Raw genomic sequence first — 19,846 nt, forward strand, 5'->3', positions numbered from 1 at the left:
ATATCTGTTGGTGCCGCCCGTTTTATTACGTTCGGCGCATATTCGCTCTGGATTAAGCCGGGATTTGCTGTCTTCTTGCACAAACCTCTCGAAGCTTGTTGTCCTCTTGAAATCAGACCGAACGGATCCGCCCTGGCCATGAATTTGCCCGCGCCGCTGCTGATTTTCTACGTCCGCAACGACGCCCTCGGCGACGGGTTGCTGAGGATACCGGCGTTGCGGGCGGCAAGAACGGCCTTTCCGCAAAGCCGGATCGTCTATGGCAGCATGCACAGATCATCGCTCACCGGCGTGCTGCGCAGGCATGCGGCACCCCTGGTTGATGATTTCAGGACGATTGTGCCGCTTTCCACCATCCTGGCCGAGTTTGCACGGCCCGGCAGGCCAATGACCGTCGTCGATTTCCGCACCGGCGTGCCTGCCCTGATCGTGGCCAAACTACAGCTCCTCGCGCGTGGTGTTCGTTACGAACCCAACTTTGCCGGTCACCTTCTGTCGTCGCACTGGCGCGCCAGATGGACCTTGCGGCCGGAGCACAATGCCTGGCGCTACCACAGGCTGATCGAACGCCTGGCCGGCCGGCACCTGCCGTTCGACCACAGGCTGGAGGTTTCGCAGGCTGCCCGCGTTCTGGCAGGCCAGATCCGCGGTGCGGACCGACGCCCACTCATCCTGCTGGGCGGCAATTCCAAGGGCAGCAACAAGATGATGAGCGACGCCCAGGTCGCCGCCATGGCCACCAACCTCATCGAGGCCGGCTACCAGGTGCTGTATCTGGTCACCCCAGGCAATGGACCGACGCCGCAAAGCCTGGCCGCAAGGGAAAGCCGGCTGGTGACGATCGGTCCGGACCTTGGGCTCGATGTCGAGGCATTCGGCGACCTGCTGCTGGCGCTGGGTGAGATCGCCGACGCCTATGTCGGCATGGAAGGCGGTCTGGGCCACCTCTTCGCCACGGTGATGACGCCGACGGTCATCATCAACCACGGAGCCAACATCGAACGGTGGCGGCCGCTGTCGAACAGGGTCGAGGTGGTGACCGCTCCAAGGCGCGGACGATCGGCCAATATTTCCGACACGCCGGTCGAGGCCATCCTCGAGGCCACGCATCGCTTGCTGGCCACCAGCCGCCGCGACCACCCGGAGCCGGCGGCGCATTAAGTTTATATTCACCATGATCCGGCAGGTTTCCGGTCCTGCGGTGATGTTTTGAGTACCGCGGCGCCATTGGCGCCCAGGCAACAAACCCGCGCTTCTTGCGAGGCGCGGGTTTTCATTTTCGGAAATGGGCGCGACCGGACCTATCTCTTTGCTCTCACACTTTCCCTGATTGCTCAGGCAAGAAAATCGGCGCGGTGCGGCGTAAAACTGTCGACCAGCCTTCCCGCCTCCAGCGCCTTGACGCCGTGCACCAGGCCGGACGGCACGATGAAACTGCCGCCGGTCTCCAGGATTTCGGTCCGGCCGTCGATGGTCACCTCGAAGCGGCCTTCGGCGACGTAGCTTGCCTGGACATGCGGGTGCGAATGCAGCGCGCCGACCCCTCCCTTGTCGAAGCCGAACTCGACCATCATCAGTTCGTCGGTGGACAGCAGCACGCGCCGGCGATTGCCGTCCGCGGTCGGCGTCCAGGCACCCTCGCCGGCTTGCGCGAAAATCTTCGGCTCGCTCATTGTCGTCTCCTCACCGCGCCAGCCAGCCGCCGTCCACCGGCACCACCGCGCCATGCATGTAGTTCGAGGCCGGCGCCAACAGGAAGACGGCGGCATCGCCAATATCTCCCGGCTCGCCCCAGCGTCCGGCGGGAATGCGCCCCAGGATAGCAGCACTGCGGTCGGGGTCGGCGCGCAGCGCCTGTGTGTTGTTGGTCTCGATATAGCCCGGCGCGATGCCGTTGACGTTGATGCCTTTGGCCGCCCACTCGCAGGCGAGCAACCGGGTGATACCGAGCACACCGTGCTTTGAGGCAGTATAGGACGCGACGCGGATGCCGCCCTGGAAACTCAGCACCGAGGCGATGTTGACGATCTTGCCCTGGCGTCCCCCGGCAAGGACGTGCCGGGCAAAGGACTGGCTGAGCAGGAAGACCGTCTTCAGATTGACATCGATCACCTCGTCCCAATCGGCCTCGCCGAGATCGACGGCATCGGCGCGCCGGATGATGCCGGCATTGTTGACCAGCCCGTCAAGCGGCCCGCTATCTTGCCAGACCCGGTCCAGCATCGGCCCCGCGGCGCCCGTGTCCGCGAGGTCGGCGGCCACGGCCTCGAACCGTCCACCGGTCTCGGAAACCTTTTCCGCCGTCTCAGCCATCGATGAACGGCCGACACCGATCACCGCGCCCCCGGCACGCGCGATCGACACCGCGATGCCCTGGCCGATGCCGGTGTTGGCGCCGGTGACCAGGATGCGCTTGCCGGCCAGGCTGAACGCTGTGAGGTCGCTCACCGCAGGTCCTCCATCGGCACCGGATCGACATCGGTATAGTCGACATTGTCGCCGGCCATCGCCCAGACGAAGGCGTAGTTGGAAGTGCCGGCGCCCGAATGGATCGACCAGCCCGGCGACAGCACCGCCTCCTCGTTGCGCATGACGATATGGCGCGTCTCGTCCGGCTCGCCCATGAAATGGAAGACGCGCGCCGCCTCCGGCAGGTCGAAATAGAGATAGGCCTCCATGCGCCGGTCGTGCACATGGCACGGCATGGTGTTCCAGATCGAGCCCGGCGCAAGTTGCGTCATGCCGACGACGAGTTGGCAGGTCCTGGCCCCGTCGGCATGGATGAACTGGAAGATCGAGCGTTCGTTGCAGGCCTCCTTGCTGCCGAGATCGAGGCGCTTGGCGTCATCGAGGCGGATCAGCCGGCTGGGATGGGCCTGATGCGCCGGCGCGCTGAGCAGGTAGAACTTGGCCGGGTCGCCTTTATCGGCCGAAGCGAATGACACATCGCTGGCGCCCATGCCGAGATAGAGCATGTCGCGCGCCCGCAGGTCGAAAGACTGGCCGCCGGCTTCGATCGTGCCGGTGCCGCCGATATTGACGGCGATGAGTTCGCGCCGGTCGAGAAACCCTTTGGTACCGGTCGGCTTGATCGCTTCCAACGGCAATGCCGTGGCCACCGGCACGGCACCGCCGACGATCATGCGATCATAGTGCGTGTAGGTCAGGCTGATGCGGCCGGATCGAAAGAGATCCTCGATATGAAAATTATGGCGCAGTTCGTCCGTCCCCATGGCGGCGGCCGCGGCCGGATCGATGGCGAAGCGCGATGTGTAGTCGGTGTGGTTCTGGCTCATCTCTAATCCTGGCTTCCGGTGGATCATTCGCCGGCGGCGACCGTGCTCGAACTGGCGTAATAGGCCTGCCGCGCCTGCAGGCGCTCGCGGTAGCGCCGTTGGCTGGCGCCCAGATGGGCGCGCATCGCTTCGCGCGCGGCCTCGGGATCGCCCGCCGAGATCGCGTTCAGGATCACCAGATGCTCGCGTTGCAGCCCGCGCTGATAATCGTCGGATTGCACCAGTTCCGTCGACCAGGGCGAGGTCACGTCGCACGGAATGGCGCGCCGGCCGAGCACGTCGAGCATCTCGACATAGAACGGATTGTTGGTGGCGCTGGCGATGGCGCGATGGAAGGCAAGGTCGGCCGGTCCGGTCGGCTGGCTGTCGAGCAGCAGCCGCTCGAACTCGAAGAAGGCTTCCTGGATGGCCGCCTCCTGCGCGGCGTTGCGGCGGATGGCGGCGAGTCCGGCCGATTCGATCTCGATCGCCAGCCGCACCTCGAGCACGTTGAGCGCGACGGAATCCTTGGCTCCCATGTCGGCGGCCAGCGTCCCGAACATGGTCGAGACGTGCTCGGTGACGAAGACGCCGGCACCCTGCCGCGGCTCGACAAGGCCGTCGGCGGCAAGCTTGACCAGCGCTTCGCGGATGACGGTACGGCTGACGCCGAAGGTTTCGGTCAACTGGCCTTCGGTCGGCAATTTGTGGCCGGGCGGGATCTCGCCAGCCTGCAACTGCCTGCGGATCGCCGCCACGACGGTTTCCGACAGTTTCGGTTTTCTCTCGACCCTGAGATCGGTTGCGGTATCGGACATGTGGCGATCTCCTAATGGAACAGGCTCGGCAGCCACAATGAGATTTCCGGAATGTAGGTGACAAGCATCAGCACCGCGAAGGCGGCGCCATAGAATGGCCAGATCGAGCGCATCGCCGTCCAGATCGGAATGCGGCCGATGGCGCAGCTGACGAACAGCACCGCGCCAACCGGTGGCGTGCAAAGGCCGATGCCGAGATTGAGGATGAGGATCACGCCGAAATGCACGGGGTCGACGCCATAGGCCATGACGACAGGCAGGAAGATCGGCGTCGTGATGATGATCAGCGGCGACATGTCCATGAATGTGCCGAGGATGAGCAGGATGAGATTGAGCAGCAGCAGGATGACAAGCTTGTTGTCGGACACCGAGTGCAGGAAGGCGACCAGCGCCGCCGGCACCCTGAGATAGGCGAGCAGCCAGCCGAAGGCCGCCGCGCAGCCGATGATCATCAGCACCATGGCGGTGGTGCGCACCGAGGCCGTCGTCGCCGCGACGAAGTCGCCCCAGCTCATCGAGCGGTAGATGATCAGCGTCACCAGGAAAGCATAGACGATGGCGATGCAGGAGCTCTCGGTCGCGGTGAAGATGCCGGACCTGACGCCACCGAAGATGATGGCGATCAGGATGAGGCCGGGAATGGCGGCGACAAGCAGCTGCAGGGCCCGGCCGAAGCCGGCGAAAGGTTCCGTCGGGTAGCCGCGGCGGCTCGCGACCCAATAGGCCGTTATCATCAGCGACAGCGCCAGCAGCAGACCCGGCAGCACGCCAGCCGTGAACAGGTCCGCGATCGAAATACGGCCGCCGGCCGAAATCGAGTAGATGATCATGTTGTGGGACGGTGGAATGAGAAGGGCGATGATGGCGCCGACCGAGGTGATGTTGACGGCATAGTCGACGCCGTAGCCGCGCGCCTTCATCTGCGGGATCATCAGCCCGCCGACCGCCGACGCATCCGCCACCGCCGAGCCCGAGATGCCGCCGAACATGGTCGACGCCGCGATGTTGACCTGCCCCAGACCGCCGCGCAAATGGCCGACCAGCGAGCCCGCCAGCGCGACCAGCCGCGCGGCGATGCCGCCGCGCACCATCAGGTCGCCGGCGAAGATGAAGAAGGGGATGGCCATCAGCGAAAAAACGCTGACGCCGGAATTGAGCCGCTGGAACACCACGACGGGCGGCAGGCCGAGCGTGAGGATCGTCGCGAAGCTGGCGACGCCGAGGCAGAACGCGATCGGCGTGCCGATGAGCAAAAGGAACACGAAAGTGCCGAAGAGGACCATCAGCGCCATGGTTCAGGGCTCCTCGCCGGTTGCATGGATGTCGGCGTCGACGGGCAGGCCGGCAAAGCGCCCGGCCAGCCGTTCCAGCGAAAACAGGCAGACCAGCGCGCCGCCGAGGATGACCGGCAGGAAGCTGACGCCGCCCGGCAAAGCCAGCGAAGGCATCACCGTGTTCCAGGTCAGCCTGGCCAGCTGCACGCCATAGACGATCATGCCGGCGCCGAAGGCCAGCACGACGAGATCGGAGATGCTGCGCAGCACCGCCTTGGCTGAAACAGGCAGGACATAGAGCAGCACGTCGAAGCCCAGATGCGTGCGCTCGCGCACGCCGACGGCGGCCCCCAGGAAGATGAACCAGCCCATCAGCAGCACCGAGAAGGATTCGGTCCAGCTCGGCGAGCGGTTCAGCACATAGCGCGAGAAGACCTGCCAGAAGATGATGATCGTCATCAGCGTCAGTCCCGCGCCGCTGACCCAAAGAGCCAGCCGGGCAAGCCCTGACAGAATGCGCTCCGCATCCAGCCAGAACCCTCGCATGGCCGGCTCGCGCGAGGGCAGCGCGGAGTTCTCCGCACTGCCTGGTCCGTTGCCCCTGGCGTTCATTTCTCGGCCTGTATCCGCGCGGCAAGGTCCTTCAGCTCGGGCGTCGACAGGTATTTGTCATAGACCGGCTTCATCGCGTCGATCAGCGGCTGCTTGTCGATCTCGCTGACCTTGACGCCCGCGGCCTCGACGATGCCGCGCGACTTCTTCTCCTGCGCGTCCCAGAGTTCGCGCATCTTGACGACGCTGTCCTTGGCCGCCTGGCGCACGATCGCCTGGTCCTCCGGCGAAAGCTTGTCCCAGCTTGCCTTCGACATGACCAGCACTTCCGGCACGATCTGGTGTTCGTCCATCGTGTAATGCTTGGCGACTTCGTAGTGCTTGGCGGATTCGAAACTCGGCCAGTTGTTTTCGGCGCCGTCGATAACGCCGGTCTGCAGCGCCGAATAGACTTCACCATAGGCCATCGGCGTGGCGTTGGCGCCAAGCGCATTGACCATGTCGACGAACACGTCGGACTGGATGACGCGGAACTTCATGCCTTTCATGTCCGCCATCGAGGTGATGTCCTTCTTGGTGTTGTAGAAGGACCGGGCGCCGGAATCGTAGAAGGCGAGACCGACGAGGTCATGCGCCTCGAACGCCTTCAGGATCTGATCGCCGACTGGCCCGTCCATGACGTGGCGCATGTGCTCGACCGAACGGAACATGTAGGGTAGCGACGGTACGGCGGTCTCCGGCACGATGCCATTGAACGGTCCCATCGAGACACGGTCGAGGTCGATGACGCCGGCCTGGGTCTGCTCGATCGTGTCCTTTTCCTCGCCGAGCTGTGCCGAGTGATAGACCTCGATCGAATAGCGGCCGGCGGTGCGCTGCTTGATCAGGTCGCCCATGTACTTCACCGCCTCCACGGTCGGGTAGCCGTCCGGATGGGTATCCGAGGATCGCAGCACGGTCTCGGCATTGGCGATGCCGATCAGCAGCGAGCCGAAGGCGAATGTGGCTGCCGTCAATTTCGAAAAATGCAACATGACTTCCTCCCTTTGAAAATCGGAGCGTCCGGCTCAGAGCCGGTACGCCGTCTTGGCAAGCGTGTAGGCAAGCTCCTTCGCGAGTTCATGCGCCTCGTCCTCGCGCAGCCTGTGCTCGGCGACGAGGCGCGCCAGGAACGCGCAGTCGACCCGCCGCGCCAAATCGTGACGGGCGGGGATCGAGGGAAAGGCGCGGGTGTCATCGTTGAAGCCGACCGTGTTGTAGAAGCCGGCGGTCTCGGTCGTCATCTCGCGGAAACGGCGCATCCCTTCCGGGCTGTCGTGGAACCACCAGGCCGGCCCGAGCTTCAGCGCCGGGTAGACGCCGGCCAGCGGCGCCAACTCGCGCGCGTAACTGGTCTCGTCGAGCGTGAAGAGAATGACGGTCAGATCGCGCTCCAGCCCGACGCAGTCGAGCAGCGGTTTCAGCGCCGTCACATAGTCGGTGCGGGTCGGGATATCGAAGCCCTTGTCCCTGCCGAATTTCTGGAAAATTCCAGGCGAATGATTGCGCCAGGAGCCGGGGTGGATTTGCAGCACCAGCCCGTCGTCCCGGCTCATCTTGGCCATTTCGGTCAGCATCTGGGCGCGAAACAGCTTTCGTTCGCGCTCGTCCTGCGAGCCGGCACGGATCCGGTTGAACAGCTCCTGCGCCGCCGCGTCCGAAAGATTGGCGGTCTCGGCTGTCGGATGGCCATGGTCGGAGGACGTCGCGCCGAAGCTCTTGAAGACGGCGCGGCGCTGGCGATGCGCGTCGAGATAGCCGGCCCAGTTCCCGGTGTCGCAGCCAGTGATCTCGCCGAGCCGATCGAGATTGGCAAAAAACCCTTCGAAATCGGGATCGACGATGGCGTCCGGCCGGTAGGCGGTGACGACGCGGCCTTGCCAGCCGCTGTCGCGGATCATCTTGTGCCATTTGAGGTCGTCGAGCGCGCCTTCGGTCGTCGCGATGACCTCGATGTTGAAGCGCTCAAACAGCGCGCGGGGGCGGAAGTTGTCCCACTGCAGCAGCGTCGCGATCGTGTCGTAGTGACGGTCGGCGGTTGCGGCCGTCAGGGGCTCTTCGATGTTGAACAGATGCGCAAGCACATGGTCGAACCACAGCCGGGTCGGCGTGCCCCGGAAGAGATGATAGTGTCCGGCGAACAGCCGCCAGATCGCCCTCCCATCGGTCGCGACGGGCGCACCATCGAGGGTCGGCACGCCGAGATCCTCAAGCCGCACGCCCTGACTGAACAGCATGCGGAAAATATAGTGGTCCGGCACGATGAGCAGTTGCGCCGGATCGGGGAACGGCTCGTTCAGCGCATACCAGCGCGGGTCGGTATGGCCGTGCGGGCTGACGATGGGCAGGTCCTTGATGCCGGCGTAGAGATCGCGGGCGATCGAGAGCGGACGCGCCTCGGCTGGAAACAGCAAATCCGCATTGGTCAGTGCCACGGCCGTCCTCCCAGGGTCCCTATCGGTATGGCCGGCCAGAAATAATGTCAACATACAACAATCAGATTGTTGTATGATGACTTTTGAGCAAAGCTGAGCATTGTGACCAAACGCCGCCAATGTTACGCCGCTAGCGGTCCGCCCAGAGACCATCAGCCCGTTCACGAGATGAGTGCCGCAATCCAATGACAGACGGTCGCCTTTCCAACCGCACGGCGCAGGCATTGCCGGCCGGGGTCGCAGCACCTCGATACGATCGTGGCGCCGTCACGCCGGGGATTGTGCATCTGGGCGTCGGCGCCTTTCATCGCGCCCACCAGGCTGCTTACATCGATGAATGCCTGGCCGCCGGCGAGATGGGCTGGGGCATAACAGGCGTGTCGCTGCGCAGCGCCGATACGCGAGACGCGCTGGCGCCGCAGGATGGGCTCTACACCCTGGCGGTACGCGGCAGCGACGGCGAGACGCTGCATGTCATCGGCTCGATCGGCGCGATGCTGGTGGCGCCGGAAGACCCGGCCGCGGTGCTGGCGGTGCTGACCGATCCGCGCACCAGCATCGTGACGCTGACGATCACCGAGAAGGCCTATCTGCGGGCTGCCGGCGGCGGGCTGGACGCGGCGCATCCCGACATCGTCCACGACCTCGCCAATCCGCAAACACCGAAGACGGCCCATGGCTTTCTGACCGAAGCGCTCGCCCGCAGGCTGGCCGCCGGCACCCCGCCCTTTACCGTGCTGTGTTGCGACAACCTGCCGGCTAACGGCGCCACCTTGCACAGGCTGCTGATCGAATTCGCCACACTGCGCGACGCCAACCCTGGTTCGGCGGGCAAGGCCGGAATCGCCGGCCACATTGCCGGCCAGGTCGCATTTCCCTCGAGCATGGTCGACCGCATCGTGCCGGCCACGACCGACGCCGACCGGGCGCGGATATCAGGCGAACTTGGCGTCGAGGACGCTTGGCCCGTGATGACGGAACCCTTCCGCCAATGGGTGATCGAGGACGATTTCCCGGCCGGCCGGCCGGCCTGGGAAAAATTCGGCGTCACCATGGTCGGCGATGTCGCGCCCTTCGAGGACATGAAGCTGAGGCTCCTCAACGGCGCGCATTCGGGCATCGCCTATCTCGGCCTGCTCAGCGGCCACGCCACCGTCGACCGCGCCTTCGCCGATCCAGCGATAAGGCAGTTCGTCGATGCGCTCTGGAGAGAGGCCATACCGACGCTGCCCGAGGATGCCGGGCTCGACACATCGGCATACACGGCCGAACTTGCCGAGCGTTTTTCGAACACGGCACTTGCCCATCGCACGGCGCAGATCGCCAATGACGGCAGCCAGAAACTGCCGCAGCGTATCATCGCCTCCGCCATCGAATGCCTCGAGGCCGGTACCGAGTTCGTGCACCTGACGCTGGTGGTGGCCGCCTGGATCGCCGCCTGCGCGGCGCGGGGAAAGACATTGCCGGAAGGCCACTTCACCGATCCGCTCGATACGGAACTGACGGCACTTCTGAGCCAGCAGCTGCCGGCGAACGAAACCGTGACGGCTGTGTTCGACCTGACCGGCTTCGCCGGGGATCACGCCGAACGCCAGACGCTGATCGAACTCGTGGCCGTGCATCTCGTCCACCTCAGGCGGGACGGTACGACCTTGGCCTTCGCCGCGCTCGGCATCGAAGCCCAAGGCGCGTAGGACGGATCTGGCACATCGCCGCTGCCTGAACTCTCTCGCCACCCGACAAACAAAAAGCGGGGCAATGCCCCACTTTTCATCAAGTCATCCAATGCAAGTCTCAGGCCGGCAGGATCGCGCCTTCCAGCGTGGTGAGCTGGCTAAGGAACTGTTCCGCCTTGCTGCGCGACTGATCGTCCTTGGCATCGGCGGCATCTTCCTTGGCTTCCTGGATGCGGCGCGCGAGATCGGCACGGTCGACATCCTTCACCGCGACAGCCGATTCCGCCAGCAGCGTGCAGCCGGCCGGGACGATGTCGGCGAAGCCGCCGAACACGACATAGCGTTCTTCGCTGCCCGAGGCGTTCTTCACCGTGACGACGCCCGGCTTGATCGTGGTCATGACCGGCGCGTGATGCGCCATGACGGTCATCTCGCCTTCGGCGCCCGGAATGACGACGGATTCGACCTCGGCGGAAACCAGCAGGCGCTCCGGCGAGACCAGTTCGAACTTGAAAGCTTCAGCCATATCAACTTAGCAGGTAGGGAATAGTGAGTAGTCAGTAGCGAAGGGGTGCAAAGGACCCCGATCACATCTGCTATTCTCTACTCACCACTCACTACTCCCTATTCGCTTGAATTACGCCGCTTCGGCCGCCAGGCGCTGTGCCTTCTCGACCGCCTCGTCGATGCCGCCGACCATGTAGAAGGCGGCTTCAGGCAGGTGATCATAGTCGCCGTTGCAGAGGCCCTTGAAGCCCTTGATGGTGTCGGCGAGGTCGACCAGCTTGCCCGGCGCGCCGGTGAACACTTCGGCGACGAAGAACGGCTGCGACAGGAAGCGCTCGATCTTGCGGGCGCGGGCCACGGTCTGCTTGTCCTCTTCCGAGAGCTCGTCCATGCCCAGGATGGCGATGATGTCCTGCAGCGACTTGTAGCGCTGGAGGATCGACTGCACCTGGCGGGCAACGCCATAGTGCTCGTCGCCGACGACCAGCGGGTCGAGCATGCGCGAGGTCGAGTCCAGCGGATCGACGGCCGGGTAGATGCCTTTTTCGGCGATCGAACGGTTCAGCGTCGTCGTCGCGTCAAGGTGCGCGAACGAGGTCGCGGGCGCCGGGTCGGTCAAATCGTCGGCCGGCACGTAGATCGCCTGCACCGAGGTGATCGAGCCCTTGGTGGTGGTGGTGATGCGTTCCTGCAGCGCGCCCATGTCGGTGGCGAGCGTCGGCTGATAGCCCACGGCCGAAGGGATACGGCCGAGCAGAGCCGACACTTCCGAACCCGCCTGCGTGAAGCGGAAGATGTTGTCGACGAAGAACAGCACGTCCTGGCCCTGGTCGCGGAAATATTCGGCGACCGTCAGGCCCGTCAGGCCGACGCGGGCGCGCGCGCCCGGCGGCTCGTTCATCTGGCCGTACACCAGCGCCGCCTTGGAGCCTTCGCCGCCGCCCTTCTTGTTGACGCCGGATTCGATGAACTCGTGATAGAGGTCGTTGCCTTCGCGGGTGCGCTCGCCGACGCCGGCGAACACCGAATAGCCGCCGTGCGCCTTGGCGATGTTGTTGATCAGCTCCTGGATCAGCACGGTCTTGCCGACGCCCGCGCCGCCGAACAGGCCGATCTTGCCACCCTTGGCGTAGGGGGCCAAGAGGTCGAGCACCTTGATGCCGGTGATCAGGATCTGCGCTTCCGTCGACTGTTCGATATAGGCCGGAGCCGGCTGGTGGATCGAGCGCAGTTCGACCGCGTCGACCGGGCCTGCCTCATCGACCGGCTCGCCGATGACGTTGATGATGCGGCCAAGCATGCCCGGACCGACCGGAACGGCGATCGGGCCGCCGGTGTCGCGCACTTCCTGGCCACGCACCAGACCTTCGGTGGAGTCCATGGCGATGCAGCGCACGGTGTTTTCACCCAGATGCTGGGCAACTTCAAGCACCAGGCGGTTGCCGACATTGTTGGTCTCGAGCGCGTTCAGGATCGGCGGCAGATGCTCGCCGAACTGCACGTCGACAACGGCGCCGATGACCTGGCGAACCTTGCCGACAACGCCGGTGGCCTTGGTGGCCACGGCCTGGGTCTTGGCAGCGGCGGCCTTGGCCGGCACTGCTGCTGCCTTGGCCGGAGCCGCCTTTGCTGCCGCTGCCGGAGCCTTGGCCGCCTTCGCGGGGGCTGCGGCCTTGGGGGCTGCCGTCTTCGGGGTTGCCTTCTGGGGGGTCGCTGCTTTCGCCATCGTCTTTACCCTTTTCGTCCTTTGTTTCTCACGCGGTCCGGTTCGCGGGCCAATGACCCGCGGACCGCGCCTAGAGCGCCTCGGCGCCCGAAATGATTTCGATCAGTTCCTTGGTGATCTGCGCCTGCCGCTGGCGGTTGTAGGTGATCGACAGCTTGTTGATCATCTCGCCGGCGTTGCGCGTCGCATTGTCCATGGCGCTCATCTTGGCGCCCATTTCGCCCGCCGCGTTTTCGAGCAGCGCGCGGAAAATCTGCACCGCGATGTTGCGCGGGATGAGGTCGGACAGGATTTCGCCCGGCTCCGGCTCATACTCGTAGACGGCGCTGGCGCCATCCGCCGTTTCGGGCTGGGCCGAAGCGGCGGTCGCCGCCGGGATGATCTGCTGCGCGGTCGGAATCTGGCTGATCACCGATCTGAACTGCGAGTAGAACAGCGTGCAGACGTCGAAGGCGCCTTCGTTGAAAAGGTGGATGACCTTGCGGGCGATCGCATCGGCATTGACGAAGCCGAGCGTCTTGACCTCGCGCAGATCGACGCGCTCGATGATCATCGAGGCATAGTCGCGGCGCAGGATGTCGAAACCCTTCTTGCCGACGCAGATGATCTTGACCTGCTTGCCATCGGCCAGGAGCCGGCGGATGTGGTCGCGGGCATGACGGGCGATCTGCGAATTGAAGCCGCCGCACAGGCCGCGCTCGGCGGTACAGACGACGAGCAGATGCACGTCATCCTTGCCGGTTCCGGTCATCAGCGCCGGGGCATCGCCACCGCCGCCGACCGCCTGGGTGATGTTGGCCAGGACGGAACCCATGCGCTCCGAATAGGGACGCGCCGCTTCCGCCGCCTCTTGTGCGCGGCGCAGCTTCGCCGCAGCGACCATCTGCATCGCCTTGGTGATCTTCTGCGTCGCCTTGACCGAGGCGATACGGTTACGAAGGTCTTTTAATGAAGGCATGCTTCAAACCTGATCCCGTCTTGTCTCATCCGGACTGGCGCTTCGCTCAGGCGAAGGTCTTGGCGAAGGCGTCGATTTCGGCCTTCAGCTTGGCGCGCAGATCGTCCGACAGCGCCTTTTCCTTGCGGATGGCCTCGAGGACGGCCTTGCCGGCCGAACGCATGTGGCTGAGCAGGCCGTGCTCGAACTTGCCGACCTGGTTGACCGGCAGCTTGTCGAGATAGCCGTTGACGCCGGCGAAGATCACCGCGACCTGCTCTTCGGTCTTGAGCGGCGAGAACTGCGGCTGCTTCAGGAGTTCGGTCAGGCGCGAGCCGCGGTTGAGCAGGCGCTGCGTGGCGGCGTCGAGATCCGAGCCGAACTGCGCGAAGGCAGCCATTTCACGGTACTGCGCGAGCTCGCCCTTGATCGAGCCGGCAACCTGCTTCATCGCCTTGATCTGCGCCGACGAACCGACGCGCGACACCGACAGGCCGACGTTGACGGCCGGACGGATGCCTTGGAAGAACAGGTTGGTTTCAAGGAAGATCTGGCCGTCGGTGATCGAGATCACGTTGGTCGGGATGTAGGCCGACACGTCGTTGGCCTGCGTTTCGATGACCGGCAGCGCGGTCAGCGAGCCACCGCCCAGATCGTCGTTGAGCTTGGCGGCGCGCTCGAGCAGGCGCGAGTGCAAGTAGAAGACGTCGCCCGGATAGGCTTCGCGGCCCGGCGGGCGGCGCAGCAACAGCGACATCTGGCGGTAGGCGACGGCCTGCTTCGACAGATCGTCGTAAGAGATCAGCGCGTGCATGCCGTTGTCGCGGAAATACTCGCCCATGGTGCAAGCCGTGAACGGCGCCAGAAACTGCATCGGCGCCGGATCGGAAGCGGTGGCGGCGACGATGATCGAATATTCGAGCGCGCCGCGCTCTTCCAGCACCTTGACGAACTGCGCGACGGTCGAGCGCTTCTGGCCGACGGCGACGTAGACGCAGTAGAGCTTTTCCTTCTCGGGGCCGTTGTCGTGCACCGACTTCTGGTTGAGCATCGTGTCGAGGATGATGGCGGTCTTGCCGGTCTGGCGATCGCCGATGACCAGCTCGCGCTGGCCGCGACCGACCGGGATCAGCGCATCGATGGCCTTGAGGCCCGTCGACATCGGCTCGTTCACCGACTTGCGCGGAATGATGCCGGGCGCCTTGACGTCGACGCGCTTGCGCTCGACCGCCTTGATCGGACCTTTGCCGTCGATCGGATTGCCGAGCGCGTCGACGACGCGGCCGAGCAGGCCGGGGCCGACAGGCGCGTCGACGATGGCGCCGGTGCGCTTGACGGTGTCGCCTTCCTTGATGTCGCGGTCGGCGCCGAAGATGACGACGCCGACATTGTCGGCTTCGAGGTTGAGCGCCATGCCGCGGATGCCGCCGGGGAATTCGACCATTTCGCCGGCCTGGACATTGTCGAGGCCGTAGACGCGGGCGATACCGTCACCGACGGACAACACCTGTCCGACTTCGGAGACCTCGGCCTCCTTGCCGAAATTCTTGATCTGGTCTTTCAGAATTGCGGAAATTTCCGCGGCGCGGATGTCCATCAGCCGACCTCTTTCAGTGCAAGCTTGAGCGAATTGAGTTTGGTTTTGAGCGACGTATCGATCTGGCGCGAGCCCATCTTGACCACCAGCCCGCCGAGCAGCGACGGGTCGACGGTGACGACGATGGTCACGTCCTTGCCGGCAACGCTCTTCAGCGCTGCCTTGAGTTCGGTCTGCTGCGCCGCCGTCAGCTCATGAGCCGACGTCACTTCGGCGGAGGCCTCGCCACGGGCTTCGGCCGCGATCTGGCGGAACGCCTTGATCATGCCGGGCACCGCGAACAGGCGGCGGTTCTTGGCGACGACGCGCAGGAAATTGCCGGTCAGGCCGGTGATCCCCGCCTTGTCGGCGATCGCCGCGATGGCCTTGGCCTGGTCCTCGCTGGAAAACACCGGGCTGTTGATCAGCCGGGTGAGGTCCGCGCTGCCCGCGAGCAGTGCCTCGAAACCGTTGAGGTCGGCCTCGACCTTAGCCACCGAATTGGACTGCGATGCCAGTTCGAACAACGAACCGGCATAGCGTTCTGCGACACCTGAGATTGGCGATGACGATTGGGCCACGGACCGTCTTTTCTCTTGTCTGACAGGCCGCAGATTGTTGGCGCGAGCAAAAACTCTGGCTAAATCTTTGACCTTACTGCATTTTTCCAAGCACGGAGGCGCGGCTTCCGCTATCCCCGGCCGAAAGTCGATTGCCGTCTAGCACAGGCATTTTAAGACCGCAATGCGTCGTTCCGCATGGTTTTCAGGCACTATTGTCGCATCCGGCGAATGATCAGGGCCCTGGGGGCCGCAATACCCTTGGATTCATGGCACAAAGCCGAAGGCAAAGGCGAGCGGCAAGGCCGCGAGTGCCAATTCCACCACAATGGAAACCCAATTGAAAGGCGTGTTGGCGCCATCCGACATCATCGACAGCAGCCGGCCGAAGGCGGTGAACAGCCAGGAGAAGCCGAGCGCCATGTAGACCAGCGGCTGCGCGAGCAGGATGCAGCACAGGCCGACACCGAGATAGAAGCCCGACATGCGGCCTCGCCCCTCGGCGATCGCCGCCGCCTTCTCAGGCTTTGCCTGCAGGCGCAGGATGCGGAACGCCAGCCCAGGCGCCAGGAAAAACAGCAGGCCGAGCAGCACGGTGAAGACCGCGCTAGACCAGGCCAGCCATTCGCCTTGGCTCATAGGCCATGGAAGCGCAAAATCCATCGTGTCCCCTCGAAATGCCTGTTTTGAAATCGCGAGCATTCTAGCGGAGGAAAAATGCCGCGCCAGATGGCGCCAGGCACTTTAGGAGACGCGCATCAATCGAGCGCGAATTCCACCGCCGCCTCGGCGTGGATGCGCGTCGTGTCGAAAACCGGAATGTCGAAATCGCCCGGGCCGATCAGCATGGTGATCTCGGTGCAGCCCATGATCAGGCTGTCGGCGGCCTCTTCGCGGCGCAAGCGGTTTGCCTCCGCGACATAGGCGGCCTTCGAGGCTTCGGAGACAATGCCCTGGCAAAGCTCGTCATAGATGACGCCATGCACCATGGCGCGGCCGGCCGCATCGGGTACGACTGGCGACAGGCCGTATTTGCCGGCGAGCCGGCCCTTGTAAAAGTCCTGCTCCATGGTGAACCGCGTTGCCAGCAGCGCCGGCCGCTGCATGCCCGCGCGCTTGATCGCTAGCGCCGTGGCATCCGCGATGTGAATCAGCGGGATCGACACGGCCGCCTGCACCTGATCGGCCAGCTTGTGCATGGTGTTGGTGCACAAAAGCAAGCCTTGCGCGCCACCCGCCTCGAGCTTGCGCGCGGCATCGGCCAGCAGTGCGCCGGCGCCGTCCCAATCACCATGATGCTGCCGCTCGGCGATCTCGGCGAAATCGAACGACCACAGCAGCAGCTTCGCCGAATGCAGCCCACCCAGCCGCTCGCGCACGATCTCGTTGAGCAGGCGGTAGTAGATGGCGGTCGATTCCCAGCTCATGCCGCCGATGAGGCCAAGGGTTTTCATGACGGGCTGTTCCTATTCCTGTGCAATTCCTATATTGTGACCACATGGGACCACAAGGAGACCCTGCCATGAAATCGATGCAACTTCGGGAGGCCAAGGCAGGACTGTCGGCTCTCGTCGAGGCTGCCGGGAACGGTGAGCCTACAATCATCACCAGGCACGGCAAACCGACTGCAATGGTCGTTCCAATCGAAGAGGGGCGAAAGCTTTATCCGCAGGATACCCAAAGGAACTTTGTGGACTTTCTGTTGCAGTATCCCGGCGGCATTGAGCTTGAGCGCAACGAATCGCCGTCCCGGGACGTCGAACTTTGAACGGCTACCTGCTCGACAGATCCTTTGTCTCAGCCTTCGCACCCGATCGTCCCGCACTCCCGCATCCTATTCAAAAGTGGGTTGCCGAACAGCGCGAACAGGGAACCTGGTACATGTCTTCAATTGTCGTTCTGGAGGTGGAAAGAGGGATTGCGAGATTGATGCGATCCGGCGGAACGGCAAAAGCGGACCGGTTGTCGCTTTGGTTCGGACGGCTTGTCCAGGAGTTCGATCAACGCATCATTCCGGTCGACTCAGCCGTTGGCCGGGAGGCCGGACAGCTAGAGGATGCGACCATCGCATGCGGCTCCAATCCGGGTTTGGCGGATGTCCTGATCGCCGCGACTGCTCGTTTGAACGATCTTTCCGTGCTGACAGCCAATGTCCAGCACTTTGCCACCCTTGGTGTGGCTTATCTCAATCCGTTCAATGGGGACATCTGAGGAGTTCCCGCTACAAAAAGCTTTGCGGGTCGATGTCGACCTGCACCCTGACCGAGCCTCTGACCTTCGGCCCTTCGGCCAGCATGGCCCTGATAAACCCCTGCATGTCGGCGCGCCGTTCGCCCTGGATCAGCAGGCGGAAGCGATGGCGGCCGCCGAGCAGGGACAGCGGCGCTTCGGCCGGTCCCAGTACAAAGAGATCCGACGCCTCCGGTGCCGCGCGGCGCAGGCCGCGTGCGTGGCCTTCCGCCTCCGCCCGGGTCACGGCGCTGACGATGACGCCGGCCAACCGGCCGAAGGGCGGCAAGGCAGCGCGTTCGCGCTCCGAAATCTCGCGCTGATAGAAGGATTCGGCGTCGCCGGAGACGATCGCCCGCATCACCGGATGATCGGGCTGGAAGGTCTGCAGCAGGCCAAGGCTCTTCTTGCCGGTGCGGCCGGCGCGGCCGGTCACCTGGCTGAGCAGCTGGAAGGTCCGCTCGGCGGCGCGCGGATCGCCATTGGCAAGGCCGAGATCGGCGTCGACGACGCCGACCAGCGTCATGTTCGGGAAATTGTGGCCCTTGGCGACCAGTTGCGTGCCGATGACGATATCGGCCTCGCCATTGGCGATTGCCTCCAGTTCCAGCCGCAACCGCCGTACACCCCCCATGATGTCCGACGACAGCACGATGGTGCGCGCGTCAGGGAAATGCGTCACCACCTCCTCGGCGATGCGTTCGACCCCCGGCCCGCACGCCACCAGATGGTCGAGCGTGCCGCATTCCGGACAGGCCTCGGGACGGCGCTCATTGTGGCCGCAATGGTGGCAGACCAACTGGCCGCGAAAGCGGTGTTCGACCAGCCAGGCCGAGCACACCGGGCAGCCGAAGCGGTGGCCGCAGACCCGGCACAGCGTCAGCGGTGCATAGCCGCGCCGGTTGAGGAACAGCAGCGACTGCTCCTTCTTCTCCAGCGTCCGGCGCATATGCTCGATCAGCACCGGCGACAGGAAGCCGCCACGGGCCGGCGGCGCGCGCCGCATGTCGATCGATTTGAGATCGGGAAGTGCTGCCTCGGCGAAGCGGGCGGACAGAACGGCCCGGTTGTATTTGCCCTGGCTGGCATTGACCCGGCTTTCGACCGACGGCGTCGCCGATGCCAGCACGACGGGGAAGCCGCCTATATGGCCGCGCACGACAGCCATGTCGCGCGCATTGTAGAAGACGCGGTCTTCCTGCTTGTAGGCGGGGTCGTGCTCCTCGTCGACGACGATCAGGCCAAGCTCCTTGAACGGCAGGAACAGCGCCGAGCGCGCGCCGGCGACGACGCGCACGCCGCCTTCCGCCACTTGCCGCCAGACTTTTTCGCGCATTCGCGGCGGCAGGTCGGAATGCCACTCGGCCGGCTTGGCGCCAAAACGCTGCTGGAAGCGTTCGAGGAAAGCGTGCGTCAGCGCGATCTCCGGCAGCAGGATGAGCACCTGGCCGCCCCGGTCGAGAGCTGCCGCCACCGCCTCGAAATAGACCTCCGTCTTGCCCGATCCGGTGACGCCATCGAGCAGCGCGACATTGAACTCGCCGGCCGCGACATTGGCGCGCAGCATCGACGCGGCCTCGCTCTGGTCCGGCATCAGTTCGGGAACGGCATAGCTTGGGTCGGGCGCGGCCACCACCGGGCGCGGCGGGATCATCACCGTCTCGAACACGCCTTGCGCCTTCAGCCCCTCGATCACCGTCGACGACACGCCCGCGGCATGCGCGAGCCCGGAGCGCGTCCAGGCCAGCCCGCCTTCGGCCGTTTCCAGCACGCGCGCCCGCGCATCCGTCATCCGGTCGGGCATGACGAGCGTCCGCTGCAGCCCTTCGATCCAGGGTTCGGGATCAAAGGCCTCCGGCGCGCGCAGCAGCATGCGCGCCACCATGCCCGGCGCCGACAGCGTGTATTGCGCCACCCAGTCGACGAAGCGGCGCGTCGCGCGGTCGATGGGCGGACAGTCGAAAACCTGTTCGATCGGGCGCAGCTTTTTTGCGTCGACCTTCTCGACCACGCCGTCCCAGACGATGCCGGCGACCTGGCGCGGCCCGAGCGGCACGCGCACGATCGAGCCCGGCACCACGCGCATGCCGGCCGGCACGGCATAGGTGTAGGGGCGTTCGGCAGGCATTGGCACCAGCACCGGTGCGGCCGCGACAAAGGGCGAATCTTCGATCATGAGGCGTGACCTTGCCCCGACTTTGGTCTAGATCAAAGAGCAACGCTGAACGTGCCTTCCCAAGCA

The 19,846-nt window shown here is 64.6% G+C and carries 20 protein-coding genes; 4 read left to right on the forward strand and 16 right to left on the reverse strand.

The window, feature by feature from the left end; translation table 11 throughout:
• Positions 1 to 138 precede the first annotated feature (138 nt).
• Positions 139 to 1,161, forward strand: coding sequence for a glycosyltransferase family 9 protein (locus FJ948_RS06035; protein WP_181173573.1), 1,023 nt, complete (start codon positions 139 to 141; stop codon positions 1,159 to 1,161).
• A gap of 173 nt (positions 1,162 to 1,334) precedes the next feature.
• Here the strand turns inward: FJ948_RS06035 and FJ948_RS06040 are convergent, their stop codons facing one another.
• From FJ948_RS06040 to uxaC, 8 genes are all read right to left on the reverse strand, one after another.
• Positions 1,335 to 1,673, reverse strand: a complete 339-nt coding sequence (locus FJ948_RS06040) for a cupin domain-containing protein (protein ID WP_140702539.1) — start codon at positions 1,671 to 1,673, stop codon at positions 1,335 to 1,337.
• 10 nt (positions 1,674 to 1,683) lie between these two features.
• On the reverse strand, positions 1,684 to 2,448 hold the full coding sequence (kduD, locus tag FJ948_RS06045; RefSeq protein WP_140702541.1) for a 2-dehydro-3-deoxy-D-gluconate 5-dehydrogenase KduD: 765 nt from the start codon (positions 2,446 to 2,448) through the stop codon (positions 1,684 to 1,686).
• Positions 2,445 to 3,296: a 5-dehydro-4-deoxy-D-glucuronate isomerase gene (gene kduI, locus FJ948_RS06050; protein ID WP_140702543.1), complete on the reverse strand. Its 852-nt coding sequence runs from the start codon at positions 3,294 to 3,296 to the stop codon at positions 2,445 to 2,447. Before kduI ends, kduD begins: the two co-directional genes overlap by 4 nt.
• A 23-nt stretch (positions 3,297 to 3,319) precedes the next feature.
• Positions 3,320 to 4,093 carry a FadR/GntR family transcriptional regulator gene (locus tag FJ948_RS06055; RefSeq protein ID WP_140702545.1) on the reverse strand — a complete coding sequence of 258 codons (774 nt, stop codon included), beginning with the start codon at positions 4,091 to 4,093 and terminating at the stop codon, positions 3,320 to 3,322.
• A gap of 11 nt (positions 4,094 to 4,104) precedes the next feature.
• Positions 4,105 to 5,385, reverse strand: coding sequence for a TRAP transporter large permease (locus FJ948_RS06060; RefSeq protein ID WP_140702547.1), 1,281 nt, complete (start codon positions 5,383 to 5,385; stop codon positions 4,105 to 4,107).
• 3 nt (positions 5,386 to 5,388) lie between these two features.
• Positions 5,389 to 5,913, reverse strand: coding sequence for a TRAP transporter small permease (locus FJ948_RS06065; protein ID WP_140703877.1), 525 nt, complete (start codon positions 5,911 to 5,913; stop codon positions 5,389 to 5,391).
• A gap of 62 nt (positions 5,914 to 5,975) precedes the next feature.
• Positions 5,976 to 6,953 (reverse strand): TRAP transporter substrate-binding protein, encoded by a 978-nt coding sequence (locus tag FJ948_RS06070; RefSeq protein ID WP_140702549.1) that lies wholly within the window; start codon positions 6,951 to 6,953, stop codon positions 5,976 to 5,978.
• A gap of 33 nt (positions 6,954 to 6,986) precedes the next feature.
• Positions 6,987 to 8,447: a glucuronate isomerase gene (gene uxaC / locus FJ948_RS06075; protein ID WP_181173575.1), complete on the reverse strand. Its 1,461-nt coding sequence runs from the start codon at positions 8,445 to 8,447 to the stop codon at positions 6,987 to 6,989.
• A gap of 131 nt (positions 8,448 to 8,578) precedes the next feature.
• On the opposite strand from uxaC, the gene FJ948_RS06080 reads away from it, so the two are divergent.
• Positions 8,579 to 10,087, forward strand: coding sequence for a mannitol dehydrogenase family protein (locus FJ948_RS06080; RefSeq protein WP_140702553.1), 1,509 nt, complete (start codon positions 8,579 to 8,581; stop codon positions 10,085 to 10,087).
• A gap of 100 nt (positions 10,088 to 10,187) precedes the next feature.
• On the opposite strand, the gene FJ948_RS06085 is transcribed toward FJ948_RS06080, so the two are convergent.
• From FJ948_RS06085 to FJ948_RS06115, 7 genes are all read right to left on the reverse strand, one after another.
• Complete coding sequence (locus tag FJ948_RS06085; RefSeq protein WP_135883279.1) at positions 10,188 to 10,595, reverse strand: F0F1 ATP synthase subunit epsilon; 408 nt, start codon at positions 10,593 to 10,595, stop codon at positions 10,188 to 10,190.
• A gap of 111 nt (positions 10,596 to 10,706) precedes the next feature.
• Entirely contained in the window at positions 10,707 to 12,302 is a 1,596-nt protein-coding gene (gene atpD, locus FJ948_RS06090) for a F0F1 ATP synthase subunit beta (protein WP_181173576.1), read from the reverse strand.
• Positions 12,303 to 12,372: 70 nt separating this feature from the next.
• Positions 12,373 to 13,260 (reverse strand): F0F1 ATP synthase subunit gamma, encoded by an 888-nt coding sequence (locus FJ948_RS06095; RefSeq protein WP_140702555.1) that lies wholly within the window; start codon positions 13,258 to 13,260, stop codon positions 12,373 to 12,375.
• A gap of 46 nt (positions 13,261 to 13,306) precedes the next feature.
• Positions 13,307 to 14,836 carry a F0F1 ATP synthase subunit alpha gene (gene atpA, locus FJ948_RS06100; protein WP_140702557.1) on the reverse strand — a complete coding sequence of 510 codons (1,530 nt, stop codon included), beginning with the start codon at positions 14,834 to 14,836 and terminating at the stop codon, positions 13,307 to 13,309.
• Positions 14,836 to 15,396: a F0F1 ATP synthase subunit delta gene (locus FJ948_RS06105; protein WP_140702559.1), complete on the reverse strand. Its 561-nt coding sequence runs from the start codon at positions 15,394 to 15,396 to the stop codon at positions 14,836 to 14,838. The genes atpA and FJ948_RS06105 overlap by 1 nt, the downstream gene beginning before the upstream one ends.
• 246 nt (positions 15,397 to 15,642) lie before the next feature.
• Entirely contained in the window at positions 15,643 to 16,038 is a 396-nt protein-coding gene (locus FJ948_RS06110) for a DUF4345 family protein (protein WP_140702561.1), read from the reverse strand.
• Between the two features lie 95 nt (positions 16,039 to 16,133).
• Positions 16,134 to 16,829: an aspartate/glutamate racemase family protein gene (locus FJ948_RS06115; RefSeq protein WP_140702563.1), complete on the reverse strand. Its 696-nt coding sequence runs from the start codon at positions 16,827 to 16,829 to the stop codon at positions 16,134 to 16,136.
• A 68-nt stretch (positions 16,830 to 16,897) separates the two neighbouring features.
• Between FJ948_RS06115 and FJ948_RS06120 the strand changes: the two genes are divergently transcribed.
• Together FJ948_RS06120 and FJ948_RS06125 are read left to right on the forward strand one after the other, a co-directional pair.
• Entirely contained in the window at positions 16,898 to 17,143 is a 246-nt protein-coding gene (locus FJ948_RS06120; RefSeq protein WP_140702565.1) for a type II toxin-antitoxin system Phd/YefM family antitoxin, read from the forward strand.
• On the forward strand, positions 17,140 to 17,586 hold the full coding sequence (locus FJ948_RS06125) for a type II toxin-antitoxin system VapC family toxin (RefSeq protein ID WP_140702567.1): 447 nt from the start codon (positions 17,140 to 17,142) through the stop codon (positions 17,584 to 17,586). Before FJ948_RS06120 ends, FJ948_RS06125 begins: the two co-directional genes overlap by 4 nt.
• A 10-nt stretch (positions 17,587 to 17,596) precedes the next feature.
• Here the strand turns inward: FJ948_RS06125 and FJ948_RS06130 are convergent, their stop codons facing one another.
• Entirely contained in the window at positions 17,597 to 19,780 is a 2,184-nt protein-coding gene (locus tag FJ948_RS06130) for a primosomal protein N' (RefSeq protein WP_140702569.1), read from the reverse strand.
• Positions 19,781 to 19,846: the final 66 nt, after the last annotated feature.

Origin of the sequence: Mesorhizobium sp. B2-3-12, assembly GCF_006442205.1 — a bacterium.
Taxonomy (GTDB): Bacteria; Pseudomonadota; Alphaproteobacteria; order Rhizobiales; family Rhizobiaceae; genus Mesorhizobium.